The sequence below is a fragment of the Curtobacterium sp. ABR8 genome, from assembly GCF_057812125.1.
The window spans coordinates 1,242,890-1,260,520 of sequence record NZ_CM173818.1; the positions used below are offsets into that span (position 1 = coordinate 1,242,890).

General features: G+C 71.0%; 14 protein-coding genes. 9 read left to right on the forward strand and 5 right to left on the reverse strand.

Annotated elements, in window-relative coordinates; all coding sequences use genetic code 11:
• Window positions 1-45 precede the first annotated feature (45 nt).
• The 4 genes from ACXKZB_RS06040 (at window position 46) to ACXKZB_RS06055 (ending at window position 4,907) form a co-directional block, all read left to right on the forward strand.
• Window positions 46-1,047, forward strand: a complete 1,002-nt coding sequence (locus tag ACXKZB_RS06040; RefSeq protein ID WP_488825171.1) for an ATP-binding cassette domain-containing protein — start codon at window positions 46-48, stop codon at window positions 1,045-1,047.
• Entirely contained in the window at window positions 1,044-1,892 is an 849-nt protein-coding gene (locus ACXKZB_RS06045; RefSeq protein WP_123313395.1) for an ABC transporter permease, read from the forward strand. Before ACXKZB_RS06040 ends, ACXKZB_RS06045 begins: the two co-directional genes overlap by 4 nt.
• 148 nt (window positions 1,893-2,040) lie before the next feature.
• Window positions 2,041-3,942, forward strand: a complete 1,902-nt coding sequence (locus tag ACXKZB_RS06050) for an APC family permease (RefSeq protein ID WP_488825865.1) — start codon at window positions 2,041-2,043, stop codon at window positions 3,940-3,942.
• Window positions 3,939-4,907 (forward strand): DMT family transporter, encoded by a 969-nt coding sequence (locus ACXKZB_RS06055; protein WP_488825172.1) that lies wholly within the window; start codon window positions 3,939-3,941, stop codon window positions 4,905-4,907. The genes ACXKZB_RS06050 and ACXKZB_RS06055 overlap by 4 nt, the downstream gene beginning before the upstream one ends.
• A gap of 60 nt (window positions 4,908-4,967) precedes the next feature.
• Here ACXKZB_RS06055 and ACXKZB_RS06060 read toward each other — a convergent pair whose 3' ends face one another.
• Window positions 4,968-6,650 carry a long-chain-fatty-acid--CoA ligase gene (locus ACXKZB_RS06060; protein ID WP_488825174.1) on the reverse strand — a complete coding sequence of 561 codons (1,683 nt, stop codon included), beginning with the start codon at window positions 6,648-6,650 and terminating at the stop codon, window positions 4,968-4,970.
• Window positions 6,651-6,756: 106 nt separating this feature from the next.
• On the opposite strand from ACXKZB_RS06060, the gene ACXKZB_RS06065 reads away from it, so the two are divergent.
• Window positions 6,757-7,680: an oxygenase MpaB family protein gene (locus ACXKZB_RS06065; RefSeq protein WP_123673206.1), complete on the forward strand. Its 924-nt coding sequence runs from the start codon at window positions 6,757-6,759 to the stop codon at window positions 7,678-7,680.
• Window positions 7,681-7,775: 95 nt separating this feature from the next.
• Here ACXKZB_RS06065 and ACXKZB_RS06070 read toward each other — a convergent pair whose 3' ends face one another.
• From ACXKZB_RS06070 to ACXKZB_RS06085, 4 genes are all read right to left on the reverse strand, one after another.
• A complete protein-coding gene (locus ACXKZB_RS06070; RefSeq protein WP_488825175.1) occupies window positions 7,776-8,807 on the reverse strand; it encodes an aldo/keto reductase in 1,032 nt (343 codons plus the stop codon).
• Window positions 8,804-9,370, reverse strand: coding sequence for a TIGR03086 family metal-binding protein (locus ACXKZB_RS06075; protein ID WP_123313401.1), 567 nt, complete (start codon window positions 9,368-9,370; stop codon window positions 8,804-8,806). Before ACXKZB_RS06075 ends, ACXKZB_RS06070 begins: the two co-directional genes overlap by 4 nt.
• Before the next feature lie 622 nt (window positions 9,371-9,992).
• Window positions 9,993-10,553, reverse strand: coding sequence for a YceI family protein (locus tag ACXKZB_RS06080; RefSeq protein WP_354030912.1), 561 nt, complete (start codon window positions 10,551-10,553; stop codon window positions 9,993-9,995).
• A 109-nt stretch (window positions 10,554-10,662) separates the two neighbouring features.
• The gene (locus ACXKZB_RS06085) at window positions 10,663-11,595 is read right to left on the reverse strand and encodes a hypothetical protein (protein WP_488825177.1); all 933 of its coding nucleotides are present in this window, start codon (window positions 11,593-11,595) and stop codon (window positions 10,663-10,665) included.
• Window positions 11,596-12,080: 485 nt separating this feature from the next.
• Between ACXKZB_RS06085 and ACXKZB_RS06090 the strand changes: the two genes are divergently transcribed.
• From ACXKZB_RS06090 to ACXKZB_RS06105, 4 genes are all read left to right on the forward strand, one after another.
• Window positions 12,081-13,085, forward strand: a complete 1,005-nt coding sequence (locus ACXKZB_RS06090; RefSeq protein WP_488825178.1) for an aldo/keto reductase family protein — start codon at window positions 12,081-12,083, stop codon at window positions 13,083-13,085.
• A gap of 293 nt (window positions 13,086-13,378) precedes the next feature.
• A complete protein-coding gene (locus tag ACXKZB_RS06095; RefSeq protein WP_488825179.1) occupies window positions 13,379-13,849 on the forward strand; it encodes a GtrA family protein in 471 nt (156 codons plus the stop codon).
• Window positions 13,846-15,426, forward strand: a complete 1,581-nt coding sequence (locus tag ACXKZB_RS06100) for a glycosyltransferase (protein ID WP_488825181.1) — start codon at window positions 13,846-13,848, stop codon at window positions 15,424-15,426. Before ACXKZB_RS06095 ends, ACXKZB_RS06100 begins: the two co-directional genes overlap by 4 nt.
• A complete protein-coding gene (locus ACXKZB_RS06105) occupies window positions 15,423-17,411 on the forward strand; it encodes an ArnT family glycosyltransferase (protein WP_488825182.1) in 1,989 nt (662 codons plus the stop codon). Before ACXKZB_RS06100 ends, ACXKZB_RS06105 begins: the two co-directional genes overlap by 4 nt.
• Window positions 17,412-17,631: the final 220 nt, after the last annotated feature.

Below are 17,631 nucleotides of genomic sequence, written 5' to 3' on the forward strand. Positions count from 1 at the left end.
CTCCACCGGGCCCCGGGTACCCACCGTGTCCGACGAAGGAGCGACATGGCCATCATCGAAGCCTCCGGGCTGACCAAGACGTACAAGTCGAAGTCCGGGCCGGTGCACGCACTGGCCGGACTCGATCTGTCGGTGCCGCAGGGCACGGTGAAGGCACTGCTCGGGCCGAACGGGTCGGGCAAGACCACGACCGTCAAGGTCCTCACCACCCTCATCACGCCCGACTCCGGCACGGCGTCGATCGACGGCATCGACGTGATCGCCGACCCGCAGGCGACCCGGCGGTCGATCGGCGTGTCCGGGCAGTACGCCGCGGTCGACGAGAACCTGACCGGGTTCGAGAACCTCGAGATGATCGGACGGCTCTACCACCTGGGCCGGAAGACGTCCCGCGAGCGCGCTCGGGAGCTGATCGACGTGTTCGACCTCTCCGAAGCCGGGGACCGGCCGGTGAAGGGCTTCTCCGGTGGCATGCGGCGACGCATCGACCTCGCCGGCGCGCTCGTGATGAACCCGCGCGTGCTGTTCCTCGACGAGCCGACCACGGGCCTCGACCCCCGCAGTCGGCTCGCGCTCTGGGGGATCATCGAGAACCTGGTCGCCGAGGGCGCGACCGTCCTGCTCACCACCCAGTACCTGGAAGAGGCCGACCGGCTCGCCGACGACATCGCGGTGATCGACGACGGCCGGGTCATCGCCGAGGGCACCGCCGACCACCTCAAGGCGCAGGTCGGCGGGCACCGGGTCGTCGTGACCCTGGTGGACGGGACCGACGGCGACGCCGTGACGACCGTCCTGCGCCGCTACGGCGTCGGCGACGTCGAGGTGTCGGGCGACGGCCGCACCCACGCAATCGCGGTCGAGGCCGGGCCCGCCGCCCTGCAACGGGTGCTCGCCGACCTCGGTGACGCCGGCATCGAGCTCCACGACGCGGGCATGCGGCGACCGACCCTCGACGACGTGTTCCTGCGGCTCACCGGCCACGCCGCGACGGAGGACGAGGCCGACGGAGCAGCCGCCACCAAGCAGAAGGAGACGGCCCGATGACCGCCACGACCATCGCGCCGGGTCGGCAACTGCCCGTCGTCGTCACCTCGCCGATCGCCATCTGGTTCGAGGACGGCTGGACCGTCACCAAACGGAACCTCATCAAGCTCAAGCGGTCGCCGGACATGCTCGTGTTCGCGGTGCTGCAGCCGATCATGTTCGTCCTGCTGTTCAGCCAGGTCTACGGCGGCGCGATCGCGGTCGAGGGCACCGACTACACGCAGTTCCTGATGGCCGGGATCTTCGCCCAGACCGTCGTGTTCGGGGCCACGTTCTCGGGTTCGGCGATGGCGCAGGACCTGAAGGAGGGCCTGATCGACCGGTTCCGCACGCTGCCGATGTCGGCGTCCGCGGTGCTCGTCGGCCGGACCAACTCCGACCTCGTGCTCAACTCGATCTCGATGGCGATCATGATGCTCACCGGGCTGGCCGTCGGGTGGCGGGTGAACTCGTCGCCGCTCGAGTTCCTGGCCGGCATCGCCCTGCTGCTGCTGTTCAGCTACGCGTTCAGCTGGGTGATGGCGCTGCTCGGCATGAGCGTCAAGACGCCGGAGGTCATCAACAACGCCTCGTTCATGATCCTGTTCCCGCTGACGTTCATCTCGAACGCCTTCGTGCCGAGCGACACGCTGCCGCTGGTGCTGCGGGTGTTCGCGGAGTGGAACCCGGTGTCGTCGCTCGTGCAGGCGGCCCGCGAGCTGTTCGGCAACGTCGGGTCCGCGCCGGTGCCGGACATCTGGACGATGCAGCACCCGATCGTGACGGTGCTGATCGGGATCGCCGTGATGCTCGTCGTGTTCGTGCCGTGGGCGGTCAACAAGTACACGAGGATCAGCGCGAAGTAGCAGTCGTCCACAGGGGCCGTCCGGGTGCACGCGTGCGTCGCCCGGACGGCTTAGCATCGTCCACGTGACCGCGACAGACGCCGAGCGGGCCGCCCAGCGCGACGCCACGGAGCCACCCCTCGACCGCAGCACCCGACTGCGCCGCTGGATGCTGCAGGGCGCCCACCAGGGGGCGTCCCACCAGGGCCCGCACCAGGTCGAGGTCGAGAAGACCCACCCGTGGTGGCGGGTCATGTGCCTGACCGGTGTCGACTACTTCTCGACCCTCGGGTACCAGCCGGCGATCGCGGCGCTCGCCGCCGGCCTGCTGTCGCCGATCGCCACCATCGTGCTCGTGCTCGTCACGCTGCTCGGGGCGCTGCCCGTCTACCGCCGGGTCGCGAGTGACAGCTTCCGTGGTGCCGGATCGATCATGATGCTCGAGAAGCTCCTGCCGTGGTGGGCCGGCAAGCTCCTGGTGCTCGTGCTGCTCGGGTTCGCCGTCACCGACTTCATGATCACGATGACGCTGTCGGCGGCGGACGCCACGGCGCACATCGCCGAGAACCCGTACACGCCGCACTGGTTCACCGAGATCCCCGTCCCGCTCACCCTCGCGCTGCTGCTGTTGCTCGGCGTGGTGTTCCTCCGCGGGTTCAAGGAGGCGATCGGCATCGCCGTCGGACTCGTCGCGGTGTTCCTCGCGCTCAACGCCGTCGTCGTGGTGGTCTCGCTCTGGCACGTGTTCGAGCACCCGATGGTCGCCAGTGACTGGTGGTCCGGGCTCACGGCGCAGCACAGCAACCCCCTCGTCATGGTCGGCATCGCGCTCGTCGTGTTCCCGAAGCTCGCCCTCGGCCTGTCCGGGTTCGAGACCGGCGTCGCGGTGATGCCGCAGGTTCGCGGCGACGCGTCCGACGACACGAGTGCTCGGCCCGAGGGGCGGATCCGCGGCACGAAGCGGCTCCTGACCGTCGCGGCCGTCATCATGAGCTCGTTCCTGATCACCTCGTCGATCGCCACGACGTTCCTCATCCCGCAGCACGAGTTCCAGCCGGGCGGCGGTGCGAACGGCCGCGCCCTGGCCTTCCTGGCGCACCAGTACCTCGGCGGGGTGTTCGGGTCGATCTACGACTTCTCGACCGTCGCGATCCTGTGGTTCGCCGGCGCGAGCGCGATGGCCGGCCTGCTCAACCTGGTGCCGCGGTTCCTGCCCCGGTACGGCATGGCTCCGCAGTGGGCGCGCGCGACCCGGCCGCTCGTCATCATCTTCACGCTCATCGCCTTCCTGATCACGATCGTCTTCCGGGCGAACGTCGACGCGCAGGGCGGGGCGTACGCCACCGGCGTGCTCGTCCTGATCACGAGCGCCGCGGTCGCCGTCACCCTCTCGGCCCGCCGCAGGCAGCAGAAGAAGCGAACCATCGCGTTCGGCGTCATCTCGGTCGTGTTCGTCTACACGACGGTCGCGAACGTCATCGAGCGGCCGGACGGCGTCCGGATCGCAGCGATCTTCATCATCGCCATCGTCGTGGTGTCGCTCGTCTCGCGGGTGCGCCGCTCGTTCGAGCTCCGTGCGTCGTCGATCGAGCTGGACGCCACCGCCCGGCAGTTCGTCGAGGCCGACGCCGACCAGTTCAGCGCGGTGTGCATCATCGCGAACGAGCCGGGTGCCGGCACCGCCGAGGCGTACCGGGCGAAGGGGCGCGAAGAGCGGCGGGACTCCGGCATCCCGGCGCGCGTGCCGACGATGTTCCTCGAGGTCCTGCCCGCCGACTCGTCGGACTTCGAAGAGGACCTGCTGGTCGAGGGGCACGTCGTGCACGGGCACCGTGTGCTCCGGGTCCGGTCCGGCAACGTGCCGAACACCATCGCGTCGACCCTGCTCGCGATCCGCGACACCGCCGGGGTCGTCCCGAGCATCTACTTCGAGTGGAACGAGGGCAGCCCGATCCGGAACGCCCTGCGCTTCGTGTTCACCGGCGTCGGCGACGTCGCACCCGTCACGCGCGAGGTCCTGCGCGAAGCCGAGCCGGACGTGCACCGCCGCCCCTCCATCCACGTCTCGTGACGGCGTCCGCGGGCACCCGTCGTGTCCCGGCGCCCGCCGGCGGGCTCGCGGCGGTCGTCGTCGCCGCGGTGGTCTGGGGGACCACGGGCACCGCGACGCACTTCGCCCCGGGCGTCCCCGCCTTCGTCTTCGGCGCCGTCACCTTCGGGATCGGTGGCCTCGTGCTCGCCGCCGTCGCCGGCCGCGGCACGGTCCGTGCCGTCGTCGAACGCCGCACCCGGGGGTGGGCTCTGCTCGGCGCGACCGCGCTCGTCCTGTACGCGGTGGCGTTCTACGCCGCGCTCGCCGACGCGGGCGTCGCCCTCGGCACCACCATCGCCATCGGGTCGTCACCCGTGTTCGCGGGGCTCGTCGAATGGGCAGCGGACCGCAGGCCTGTCACCCGCAGGTGGGTCGTCGCCACGCTCGTGAGCGTGGCCGGCATGGTCGTCGTGACCCTGGCGCGATCCGAGCACGACGGTGGCGGTGGCGCGCTCGCGCTCGGGATCGCCGGTGCGCTGCTCGCCGGGCTCACCTACGCGCTGTACTCGTGGGCGGTCGCGCGGGGATTGCACGCGGCGGCCGGGGCGGTGTCGGTGCCGGGCGGCCCCGGCGTCGAGGCCGTCGCGGCGGGGCTGCCGAACGGCCGCGGGCTCGTCGGCGCCGTGTTCGGCATCGCCGCCGTGCCGCTCGTCGTGCTCGTCGTCGTCGCCGGGGCACCGTTCCTCGGCGACGGCGGCAACTGGCCGGTGTTCCTGTACCTGGCCCTGGTGCCGACGGTCCTCGGCCACTCGCTGTACGCCGTGGGGTTGCGGGCGGTCGGGGCCTCGGTCGCGACGCTGGTGTCGTTGCTCGAACCCGTGGTGGCCGCGGTGCTCGCCGTGCTCGTCGTCGGGGAGCACCTCGGCGCGCCAGGGTGGGTCGGCATCGCGCTCGTGGTGGCCGGGCTCGCCGTGCTGGCACTGCCGGCGCGACGCGGGCGCTGACGCACGTCGTGTCGCGGCGGTCGCTGCCGCACGTCGGGTCGCGGCGGTCGCCGACGCGCGTCAGTCGTCGGCGAGGATCTGGTCCCGCACCTTCCGCCGCAGCACCTTGCCGATCATCGAGCGCGGCAGGTCCTCGACCACGACGACACGGCGTGGCACCTTGTACGCCGCCAGCTGCTCGCGCGCCCACGTCCGGAGGGCCGCGGCGTCGAACGACGACGGGTCCTTCGGCACGACGGCGGCCACGACCTGCTCGTTGCCGCCCTGCGTGATGCCGACGACCGCGACCTCCTTGACGCTCGGGTGCTTCAGCAGGGCGTCCTCGACCTCGGACGGCGACACGTTGAAGCCACCCGTGATGATGAGCTCCTTGAGGCGGTCGACGATCCGGACGTAGCCGTCCGCGCCGATCGCCACGATGTCACCGGTGCGGAACCAGCCGTCGGGCGTGAAGACCTCGTCGGTGGCCTCGGCCTTGCCCCAGTAGCCGCGGAACACCTGCGGGCCACGGACCTGCAGTTCGCCGGGCTCGTCGACGCCGAGCACCGTGCCGTCGTCGGGGTCGACCACGCGGGCCTCGGTGGAGGACAACGGCAGACCGATCGACCCGAGGCGGCGCTCCGGGGACACCGGGTTCGCCATCAGCACGGGGGAGCACTCGGACAGCCCGTAGCCCTCGACCAGGTACCCGCCGGTCCGCGCTTCCCACGGTTCGACGATGTCCTGCGACAGCGGCATGGCGCCCGAGATGCCGATCTCGATGCCCTCGAGCGACACCTTCGCCGAGTCGGCCGCGTGCTGCAGCCGCGCGTAGATCGGCGGGACGGCCGGCAGGAACGTCGGCGGGTGCTTCTTGATCGCGGTGAGCACGAGTGCCGGGTCGAACGTCGGGAACAGCACGAGCCGCGAGGCCATGCTCATCGCGAAGGTCAGGCACAGCGTCAGGCCGTAGGCGTGGAACATCGGCAGCACCGCGTACACGACGTTGTCACCGCGTCGGATCTGCGGCACCCAGGCGCGGGCCTGCGCGGCGTTGGCCAGCAGGTTCCGGTGCGTCAGGACGGCGCCCTTCGGCGTGCCGGTCGTCCCGGACGTGTACTGGATCAGGGCGATGTCGTCGGTGGACGGCCGCGGGTGCCGCTTCGACAGCTTGCGGGTGCCGACCAGGTCGTCCCACTTGGTCGTGCCGCGCACCGCGGTGGTGAGCTTCGCGCGGGACTCGCGGGCCTTCGCCACCGGCAGCGCCAGGGCGAGCCGGGTGCTGCGGGGCATCGCGCGGGTCAGGTCGACCGACACGATCGCGTCGACCTTCACGTCGGCCGGGAAGTCCTGCAGTGTCGCGACGGACTTGTCCCAGGCGATCGCGACCTTGGCGCCGTGGTCCTCGAACTGGTGGCGGAGCTCGCGCGGTGTGTACAGCGGGTTGTGCTCGACCACGATCGCGCCGAGGCGCAGGACCGCGTAGAACGCCACGATGTGCTGCGGGCAGTTCGGCAGCACGATCGCCACCCGGTCGCCGGCACCGACGCCGAGCTTGCGGAGGCCGTTCGCCGCGCGGAGGACCTGCTCCTGCAGGTCCGCGTAGCTGGTGGTCCGCTTGAAGAACTCGAGCGCGACCTTGCCCGGGAACCGTCGTGCCGATTCCTCGACCAGGTCGATCAGGGAACCGTGCTGTTCTTCGATGTCGTGCGGGACCCCCGGGGCGTACGAGGCAAGCCAGGGACGAGGCGTGTCGATGCTCACGCGTCCCAACCTAGCGGGCCGCCCCCGCGCCCGCTGGGAGACGTCGGCCACGACCGGGGTGCACGACGCCGGGCGCGCTCCCAGGGGACGGACGGACGATGACGCCATGCCCTCCGTCTCCGATGCCTTCCGCTCCCGCCTCAACGACACGTTCACCGGTGGGGCGACGAGCAAGCCGGAGTGGATCGACGAACTCGAGGACGGGACCGACGCGGGCTTCTTCGGCCCGGGCTCCGCGACGTGGGCGGTGCACGGCGGCAAGCAGACGATCGTCGCCGGCGTCCGCGCGCTCCTCGTCCAGGCGCTGCACCCGGGTGCCCTCGCCGGAGTCGCCGACCACTCCCGCTACCGCGAGGACCCGTTCGGCCGACTCGCCGGCACCATCCGGTGGATCTACACGGTCTCGCACGGCGACACCGCGACCGCCCGCGGTGCGAGCGAGTGGGTGCTGCGCCTGCACGAGCGGGTGCGCGGCCAGTACGTCGACGGCCACGGCATCGCACGCGACTACGCGGCGAACGACCCCGACCTGGCCCGCTGGGTGCACCTCGCCTTCACCGACGCGTTCCTCCGGGCCGCGCAGCGCTGGGGCGGCCCGATCCCCGGCGGTGCCGACGCCTACGTCCGCGAGTGGGCGACCGCCGGCCGGCTCATGCGCGTCGAGGACGCCCCCGAGTCCGAGGCGGAGCTCCGCGCCCAGATGGACGGGTACCTCGACCGCGGCGAGCTCGCCGTCACCGCGCGCACCCGCGACGTCGTGAAGTTCATCAAGAACCCACCGCTCGCGCTCATGCTGCGACCCGGCTACCAGGCCCTGTTCCAGGGCGCCGTCTCGACGCTCGACCCCCGCCACCGGTCGATGCTCGGCCTGCGAGCACCCGCGATCGGACCCGTCGAACTGCCCGTCGGCCGGGCGACCGGACTCGTGCTCGACGGCATCGGCGGCGTGCTCGGCAACCAGACGGGCACCGAGCGCGCTGCGCTCGTGCGCATCGCGCGCCTCGAGCGCGAGCGCGGCGCCGTCGCCTGACACGACGGCGTGTCACGTGTCGTGGACGTGACCGGAGACGGACGGGAGGCCCGTGACCAGCTGGTCACGGGCCTCCCGTCCGCCTGGTGGGGGCGTCAGAAACCGGACGGCACCCGGGGCGTGTACGCGGACTCGAGTCGCGTCACCTCGTCGTCGGTCAGCGTGATCGCGGCGGCCGCGACCGCGTCGTCGATGTGGTGCTCCTTCGTCGCACCGACGATCGGCGCGCTCACCGCGGGCTTGCCCGCGACCCACGCCAGCGCGATCTGCGCCATGCTCACGCCGCGGTCGCGCGCGATGGACTCGACGGCTCCCACGATCGCGCGGTTCGCGTCCTCGTCCTGCCGGTAGAGCGTCTTGCCGAACTCGTCGGTGCTCGCGCGCGACCCGGAGCCGTCGGCGTCCCACGGGCGGGTGACCTTGCCGCGGGCGAGCGGGCTCCACGGGATCACGCCCACGCCGGTCGCGTGCGCGAACGGGTGCATCTCGCGCTCCTCCTCGCGCTCGAGCAGGTTGTACTGGTCCTGCATGGCGACGAACTTCGTCCAACCGTGCAGCTCGGCGGCGTGCTGCATCTGCGCGAACTGCCACGTCCACATGCTGCTCGCGCCGAGGTACCGGGCCTTGCCGGCCTTCACGACGTCGTGCAGGGCCTCCATCGTCTCCTCGACCGGCGTGACCGGGTCGAAACGATGGATCTGGTACAGGTCGACGTAGTCCGTGCCGAGCCGGGTCAGCGAGGCGTCGATCTCGTGCATGATCGCGGCGCGGGACAGCCCGGCGCCGTTCCGACCCGGACGCATCCGGTTGAAGACCTTCGTGAAGACCTGGACGTCCTCGCGCGGAGCGAGCTCCTTGAGGAGCGTGCCCGTGATCTCCTCGCTCGAGCCGTCGGAGTACACGTTCGCCGTGTCGAAGGTGGTGATGCCGGCGTCGAACGCGCGACGCACGAAGGGGCGGGCCTCGTCGATGCCGACGCTCCACGCGTGCGAGCCGCGGTCGGGGGCGCCGTAGGACATCATGCCGAGGACCACGGTGCTGATCTCGAGGCCAGAGGCGCCGAGGCGGGTGGTCTCCGCGGGTGCTGCGTTGCTCGGTGCTGCGTTGCTCGGTGCTGCGTTGGTCATGCGCTCACCTTGGCATCGCGGCCTGTGACGGCGAGCAGGCGGACCTGGAGCGGGGCGTCCTCGTCGACGTCGACCGGGGCGGCGTACAGACCGGTGGCGGCGAGGTCCTCGATCTGCGGCTCGAAGTACTCCCACACCGCCTGCACGAGCTCGTCCGGCAGCGACTCGTCCGTGCCGGTCGCCCGCGCCAGGTCCCACGTGTGGATCGTGATGTCGCTGGTCTGCTCGGTGAGGTACTGGCCAGCCGGCACGACATCGGTGCTGAGGTGCACGGGAGTGTCCTGCGGGGCGTTCCGCCAGGCATCGGTCGCGGCGGTCGCGAAGCGCTGCCACTCGGACACGAGGTCGTCGCCGATGGCCTCGAGGTCGGCTTCGGCCTGCGCGTAGTCGCATCCGGTGAGGAGCTTCGGGATCCATCGCTGCTCGTCGACCACGTGGGTGACGAGGTCACGGGTGGTCCACTCGGAGTCGGGCGTGGCGGCGTCCCAGTCCGTCACGGCGGCGACGCGGCGGCCGAACTCGGCTGCCGCGAGGGCCTGCATCGCGATCCAGTCGGTGGCCATGGTGGTGCTCCTGTTCGTCGGGCTGGCGTGCGGTGCTTGGTGCGTGTGTGCTGTCGCGGGTGCGTGTGCGTGTGTGCTGTCGCGGGTGCGTGTTTGTGGTGCGTGGTGCGCGGTGCGTGTCGCGTCGTGCGTGGTGTGCTAACTCCTGGGGCTCGGTGCGGATTCCCGCGCGTGCGGGGCGTACCCGTTCCCGCTGCCCAACGCTACGCCGCCGCCGGCTCCCGGGCGTCGCGCGCACGGGGCGTCGCCCGCTCGCCTGCTGCCGAGCGGGCGAAATGCCGGCGTCGTGCCCGTGCCTGCTGCCGAGCGGGCGAAATGCCGGCGTCGTGCCCGTGCCCACCGGGCGTTTGCGCCCGCTCACGCGAGGGAGAGCGCCCGGTACCCGACGTGCGCGCTGCACCCGACGTGCGCGCTGCACCCGACATGAGCGCTGACCGGCGACGACTGGGCGAGCGGGCGAAATGCCCGGGCTGAGCTCGAACGAAGGCGGGTATTTCGCCCGTTCGCGGTGGGACGCGGTGGGGACGACGAACGCCCCGACTCCGTGGGGAGCCGGGGCGTGTGTCTCGGGTTCGGGTCGTGCTGTTCGGTGCCCTCAGTCAGGCAACGAGGCCGAGGGGACTCAGGCCGCCTGGAGGACGAACTGGACGTCGAGGTTGATCGTCACGTCGTTGCCGAGCGTGAAGCCGCCGGCCTCGAGCGCTGCGTTCCAGTTCACACCGAACTCGGTGCGGTCGATCTTGGTGGTCGCCTCGGCGCCGAACTTGACCTGGCCGTAGCCGTCGGTCGTGAAGCCACCGAGCTCGGCCTTGAGGACGACCGGCTTGGTGACGCCACGCAGCGTCAGGTCGCCGGCGATGTGCAGGTCGTCGCCCTTGGCCTCGATGCCCGTCGAGCGGAAGGTGAGCTGCGGGTGCTCTTCGGTGAGGAAGAAGTCGCTCGTCTTGAGGTGCTGGTCGCGCTGCTCCTGGCCGGTGTTGATCGACGCGACGTCGATGTTCGCCTCGACGGTCGACTCGAGGGGGTTCTCGGCGGTGACGACGGTGGCGTCGAAGGTCTCGAACTTGCCCTTGACCTTGCTGATGGCGAGGTGGCGGACCGAGAAGGTGACCTCGGAGTGGGTGGGGTCGATCTTCCAGGTGCCGGTCTGGTAGCCGGGGATGGTCGTGGCGGTGAGCGTCATGGTGGTCCTTCTTCCGAACGAGAGTCTGTGGTGCGACGCGATCCATGCGCCTGCATCAACCTGATACTACGCCAGTGTGCACCCTTTTGGTTGAAGCGTCAACCATTGTTCACCGAAGTGTCGCAAGGCGGTGGTCGTGCGGGGCCCGGTACCCGACGTCCAGGAGGCGGCGTACGCGCTGCACGAAGCGATCGATCCCGCGGCCGACGTCGTCCGCGGTGGCGCGGACCAACCACCAATCGACGTCCTTCAAGCGCTCGCCACGGGTGAGGTCCTTCCGGAAGGTGGCCGGATCGGTGCGGTGCAGATCGCTCTCGTACTCGATCGCCACCCGAGCAGCGGGGTAGGCCAGGTCAACGCATGCGATCCATCTGCCGTCCACGACCACGTCGTGGTTCAGGGCGGGCTCCGGGAGTCCGCGGCGCACGAGCGCCAGCCGGGCCCTGGTCTCGCCCGGCGAACGTGAGCCGGGCCTGATCTCGGCGAGCGCGCGGCGGAGCTTGACGACGCCCCGGAGTCCGCGCCGCCGACTGACTGCCTGGACGAGTTCGTCGGCCGTCGCCCACCCGAGCCACCCGACGAGGGCGTCACCGGCGATGATCAGTTCGTCGAGCGTCAACATCGTGCCGAGGGCGACGAAGGTGTCCGCGGGGATGGTCAGCCGCACACCCCGATTCCGGGTCGCGCGGACCCTGCCGTGGTGGGCGCGGTGTCCGACGGCCCCACGGACTCGAAGCGCCTGGTCGACCCCGATCGTCGTGACGTGGAGCCGTGGTGTGCCCTCGAACCGGCGGGGGAGCGGGATACCGAGGATCGCGGCGGCAGTGACGTGGCTGAACACCTGGTCGGGGCGGAGTCGGGGAGCCAGTGCTCGGGCGCGTTCGTCGACCGTTCGCGGCGGAACCGCTGAGCGGATGCCGTGGAACGGGCGAACGAGGTCACGCGCATCGAGGCGGCCGCGGGACACCCCTCGGTGCAGTGCGTCACGGACGCGGAACGAGGCGTCCCGCAGCGCCAACGGGAGTCGGCGTCTGGCGGTCATCTCCACATCGTGCAGCCGAGCGGGCGCGGCTGAGGTGGGTCGTGCCTCCTGTGTGGACGGCCCGCGGTGCTGGTGCCCTTGTGGAGGAGTCGCGCCGCTGCCCGAGCGGGCGGAACACCAGGGTCCTGCTGCGTGGCGACCGCGGCATTTCGCCCGCTCGCGGGGGGGGGGGGGCACCGGCGCGAACCGCCGCGCTGCCCGCCGCCGGTCGGCGGAGCGGTCGTGACCGGGGGGCGTCACGATGTCGGCCCTCGGGGAGGGTGCCGCGGCCACCAGACCGGCGATGACGCGAGCGGGCGGATTGCCAGGGTGTCGCGGCCGGGCACCCCGGCATTTCGCCCGCTCGCGGAGATGGCCGCATGCGCGCGCCGCCCCGGACGCCGGACGCCGCCCGCGCGCCGCCCCGCACGCCGGGCGCGCGACCGCGCCCGGCAGGCACTCGCGGGGCCCCTCAGGTGTCGGCGGCCTCCAGTAGCGTCGGAGCCATGGAATTCAGGTACCTGGGCAACTCCGGACTCAAGATCTCCGAGATCACCTACGGCAACTGGCTGACGCACGGCTCGCAGGTCGAGAACGACGTCGCCTCCCAGTGCGTGCGGGCAGCGCTCGACGCCGGCATCACCACCTTCGACACCGCGGACACGTACGCCAACACCGCAGCCGAGACCGTCCTCGGCGAAGCACTCAAGGGCGAGCGGCGTGCGGGTCTCGAGGTCTTCACCAAGGTCTACTGGCCCACCGGCCCCAAGCAGCACAACGACGTCGGACTCTCCCGCAAGCACATCCTCGAGTCGATCGACGGCTCGCTGACCCGCCTGCAGACCGACTACGTCGACCTCTACCAGGCGCACCGGTACGACCACGAGACGCCGCTCGAAGAGACCATGCAGGCCTTCGCGGACGTCGTCCGCCAGGGCAAGGCGCTCTACATCGGGGTCAGCGAGTGGAACGCCGAGCAGATCCGCGCCGGCGCCGCGCTCGCGAAGGAGCTCGGGTTCCAGCTCATCTCGAACCAGCCGCAGTACTCGATGCTGTGGCGGGTCATCGAGGGTGAGGTCGTCCCCGCCTCGAAGCAGCTCGGCCTGTCGCAGATCGTCTGGTCGCCCATCGCGCAGGGCGTGCTGACCGGCAAGTACAAGCCGGGTCAGCCGCTGCCCGAGGGCTCGCGCGCCACGGACGAGAAGGGCGGTGCGGACATGATCAAGCGGTTCATGCGCGACGAGGTCCTCGAGGCCGTGCAGCGCCTGCAGCCCGTCGCCGACCAGGCCGGCCTCACCCTCGCGCAGCTCGCGATCGCGTGGACGCTGCAGAACGACAACGTCGCCAGCGCCATCGTCGGTGCCTCGCGTCCGGAGCAGGTCACGGACAACGTCAAGGCAGCGGGCGTCACGCTCGACGCCGACGCGCTCGCAGCCATCGACGATGCCCTGGGTGACCTCCCGGAGCGCGACGCGGCCAAGACCGTGTCCCCGGCGCAGCGTCCCGCCTGAGACGCGACCCACCATCGGACGGGAGGCCCGTGGCGACGCCGCCACGGGCCTCCCGTCCGTCGTGGACCCAGCCCACTACACGACGTACGGTGATCCTGCCGGTCCCAGTCCGCGGAACGCGCCTGACGGCGCGTCTGCGTGCCCCGTGTGAACAGCACGTGTCGTGGAACTGGCAGAGGCCTGGGTAAGCCTGTACCCCACCCAAACCGCAGTCCCGTTACCCCCGAATCGGGGGCATGACCCGAACTGATACCCCCGTTCTGGTGTCACCCGACACCGGTACGGTGCCGACCGTGCGACCCGGCACGGTCCGGCGCCTGCTCGCCACCGCGAGGCAACTCGCGTCGTTTGGCACGATCGGTGCCGTCTGCTTCGTCATCGACCTGGGGCTCTACAACCTGCTGCGCGCCACCGTCATGCCCGACGGTCCCATCGCCGCGAAGATCGTGTCGGCCGTCGTGTCGACCGCCGTGGCGTGGATCGGCAACCGCTTCATCACGTTCCGCGCCGAGCGCCAGACCGGCCGCCGCGAGACCGTGCGCGAGGGGCTGCTCTTCGCTGCCACGAACCTGGTCGGGCTCGGCATCGCCGCGGCCTGCCTGTTCGTCTCGCACTACGTCCTCGGGTTCACCTCGACCCTCGCCGACAACGTCGCCGGCAACGGCGTCGGCCTCGTGCTCGGAACCGCCTTCCGGTTCGCCGCGTACAAGGCCCTCGTCTTCCGTTCCACCGATGCTCGTCGCACGAAGGGGTTCGCCGCATGACCATCTCCGCCACGCTGCTGACGGCCGCAGGGCCGCTGCTCCAGCCGAACGAGGGGACCGCTCCGTCGAGCGTCCCGAACCGTGGGACCACCGATGTCCCGACCGGAGGCTCCGGCGCCGTCCAGCAGGCCGCATGGTCGCTGGGCGAGTGGATCGGCTACTCCGCCCTCATCGCCATCTCCGTGCTCCTGACGATCGTCGCGCTCACCACGTTGTGGTGGATGCTGCACGCCTGGCGCTCGCGGGACGCACTGAAGTCGACGAGCTTCAGCCAGACCCCGCGCCCGGCCGCGCACCGCTTCACCCTGCTGGTGCCCGGGCGGCACGAGCAGGAGGTCATGGGCCAGACGCTCGACATGCTCGCGAAGCAGGACCACCCGGACTTCGAGATCATCGCGATCGTCGGCGAGGACGACCCGGAGACGGACGCCGTCGTGCGCGCCGCCGCCGCGCGCCACCCCGAGCTGATCCGCGTGGTCGTCGACGACACGCTGCCGAAGAACAAGCCGAAGGCGATGAACCTGGCGCTCCAGTACGCGACCGGTGACGTCGTCGGCGTGTTCGACGCCGAGGACGAGGTCTACCCGCACCTGCTGACCCTGGTGGACTCGCGGTTCCAGGAGACCGGCGCCGACGTGGTGCAGGGCGGCGTGCAGCTGATGAACTTCAGGTCCAGCTGGTGGTCGCTCCGGAACGTCCTGGAGTACTACTTCTGGTTCCGTTCGCGCCTGCACTTCCACGCCGGCTCGAAGTTCATCCCGCTCGGCGGGAACACCGTCTTCGTGACGAAGGAACGCCTCGACTGGTCGAACGGCTGGGACGCGCACTGCCTCGCCGAGGACTGCGAACTCGGCGTCCGTCTGTCCGCCGACGGCGCGAAGGTCGTGGTCGCCTACAGCCCCGAGGCCGTCACCCGCGAGGAGACCCCGCCGACCTTCGCCTCCCTGCTCAAGCAGCGGACGCGCTGGAACCAGGGCTTCCTGCAGGTGCTCGGCAAGGGGGAGTGGAAGAAGCTGCCCTCGTTCCGCCAGCGCTTCTTCGCGCGCTACATGCTGACCATGCCGTTCATCCAGGCGGCCACCGGTCTGCTCATCCCGCTGAGCGTCCTGATGATCCTGTTCGTCAAGGTGCCGACGGCGATCGCGCTGGTGTCGTTCATCCCGGTGGCACCGACGCTCATGCTGCTGGCCGTCGAGGTCGTGGGCCTCAACGAGTTCGGTCGCATCTACAAGGAGAAGGTCCGCTTCCGGGACTACGTGAAGCTCGTGCTCGGTCTCGTGCCGTACCAGGTCTTCCTCGCCGCAGCGGCCGTCCGAGCCGTCGTCCGCCACGCCAAGGGGCAGAACGGCTGGGAGAAGACGGAGCACACGGGCCAGCACCGGAACGCCGAGCAGCCGGCCGAGGTCGTCGGCTTCGCGTCGGACCTGAGCAACGCCGGCGTCACGGACGGTTCGTCGGCCGCGGCGGGCTCCGCCGCTGGTTCCGCATCCGCCGGATCCGCATCCGCCGGATCCGCATCCGCCGGTTCCGCTTCCGAACGTGAGCTCGCCGGCACGACCACCGGAGGGACCCGATGAGCGCCAGCATCACCAACACCACCGGCATCCCGATCCGCGGCGCCGTCGCCGGGGACCACACCGGCATCAGCGCCTGGTTCCGCCGACACGCTGCGAGCCTGACCTGGCTGCTGCCGGTCGTCGCGATCACCGTCATCGTGCAGGCCTGGAACATGTCCGGCACCCCGCAGCGGATCGACGACGAGGGCACGTACACCGCGCAGGCCTGGGCGATCATGCACCTCGGCGAGATCACGCACTACACCTACTGGTACGACCACCCGCCGCTCGGCTGGATCCAGATCGCTGGCTACACCGGTCTGACCGGAGCGTTCGCGCGCTACCCGTTCGCCGTCGAGGCCGGCCGCGAGGCGATGGTCTTCTTCTCCGCCGTCTCGAGCATCCTGCTGTTCGTCCTGGCCCGCCGCCTCGGTGCCGGCCGGACCACCGCAGCCGCAGCCGGTCTCGTCTTCGCGCTGTCGCCGCTCGCCCTGCAGTACCACCGCACGGTCTACATCGACAACGTCGCGACGCCGTGGCTGCTCGCCGCGTTCGTCCTCGTGCTCAGCCGTCGCCAGCAGCTCGCCGGATTCGCCGGAGCAGCTGCGTGCCTCGGCATCGCGGTGCTCTCCAAGGAGACGTACCTGCTCGCCCTGCCGTTCCTCATCTGGATGGCGGTCCGCCGTGCCGACAGGAGCACCCGCCGGTACACGCTGAGCGTCGCCGGGGCCGTCCTCGTCATCATCGGCGGCGGGTACCTGCTGCTCGCCGCGGTCAAGGGCGAGTTGTTGCCGAGCAGCGGTCGGGTCAGCCTGTTCGAGGGCATCACCTACCAGCTCGGCTCGCGCTCGGCATCGGGTTCGCTGTTCGACCCGGGCAGCCTGGCCAACGCCGCCGCGTCGCAGTGGTGGGCGCTCGACCCGGTGTTCATCGTGCTCGGCTCGGCTGCAGCGGTCGTGGGGCTCTTCCTGCGCCGGGTCCGTCCGATCGCCGCGATGCTCGTCTTCCTGCTCGCGATGATGTTCCGCCCGAACGGGTACCTGCCGGTGCCGTACGTCATCATGCTCATCCCGTTCGCCGCCCTGCTGGTCGCGTACACGGCCGAGCGTGCCGTCCTGTCGATCGCCGGTCGGGTCCGTACCCGTACCCGCCTCGGCACCGGGACCCGTCGTGGTCTCGGCATCACCTGGGCCGTCACCACCGCGGTCGCACTCGTCGTGGCGGTGCCGCTCTGGGGAACACAGCTGCGCGGCTTCGTCCTGGGCAACCTCGACCTGCCGATGCAGCAGGCCGAGCAGTGGGTCGGGGACAACGTCCCGAAGTCCTCCCGACTGCTGGTGGACGACGCCATGTGGGTCGACCTCGTCGAGGACGGCTTCGCCCGGAACAACGTGGTCTGGTACTACAAGCTCGACACCGACGGAGCCGTGGAGCGCCAGTCGCCCAACGGGTGGAAGGACTCGGACTACGTCATCACGACGGACTCCATGCGGACCGGCGGCAACTCGTCGTCCGACGTCCGCCAGGCGATCGAGAACTCGACGGCCGTCGCGACCTTCGGCTCCGGCGACCAGCAGGTCGAGGTCCGACGCATCCACGCCGAGGGATCGACGGCCGCGCAGACCGCGATCACCCGGGCCAGCGACCTGCGGAAGACCATGGGCACCGAGCTGGCGTCGAACCCGGCGCTCCGGGCCGACGACGGCACCAAGTCGCAGTTCCGCGCGGGTCAGGTCGACTCGCGGGCGATGATCGCGCTCGGCCAGGTGCTCGCCGACCAGGACGTCCGCGTCGACCGGTTCACGCCGCTCACGGGCGAGACCGGCCAGCCGTTCCGCACCGCCGTCCTGCACACCAGTGACGTCGCCTCGGCCGAGCGCGTGGCCGCGACCCTCGATGCGATGTCCGAGTCGTTCCGGCCGGCATCGGTCGAGCGTGAGGGCGAGCGGCTCACCGTCACCTACACCCCGGCGGACCCGACGACGACCGCGACGAGCGCCTCGTGACACCCGCGGCCGATGCTCGGGCCGCGCAGCGGTTCGCCGAGCGGGCGAAACACCCGGGTGCGCCGCGCGCTGACCCCGGCATTTCGCCCGCTCGCGCGGCGGCACGTGGGGGCGCTCGAGGGGCGGGTCGCGCCACCTCCACCGGCGGGTTCGCCGAGCGGGCGAAACACCCGGGTGCCCCGCGCGCGGACCTCGGCATTTCGCCCGCTCGCGGGGAGGC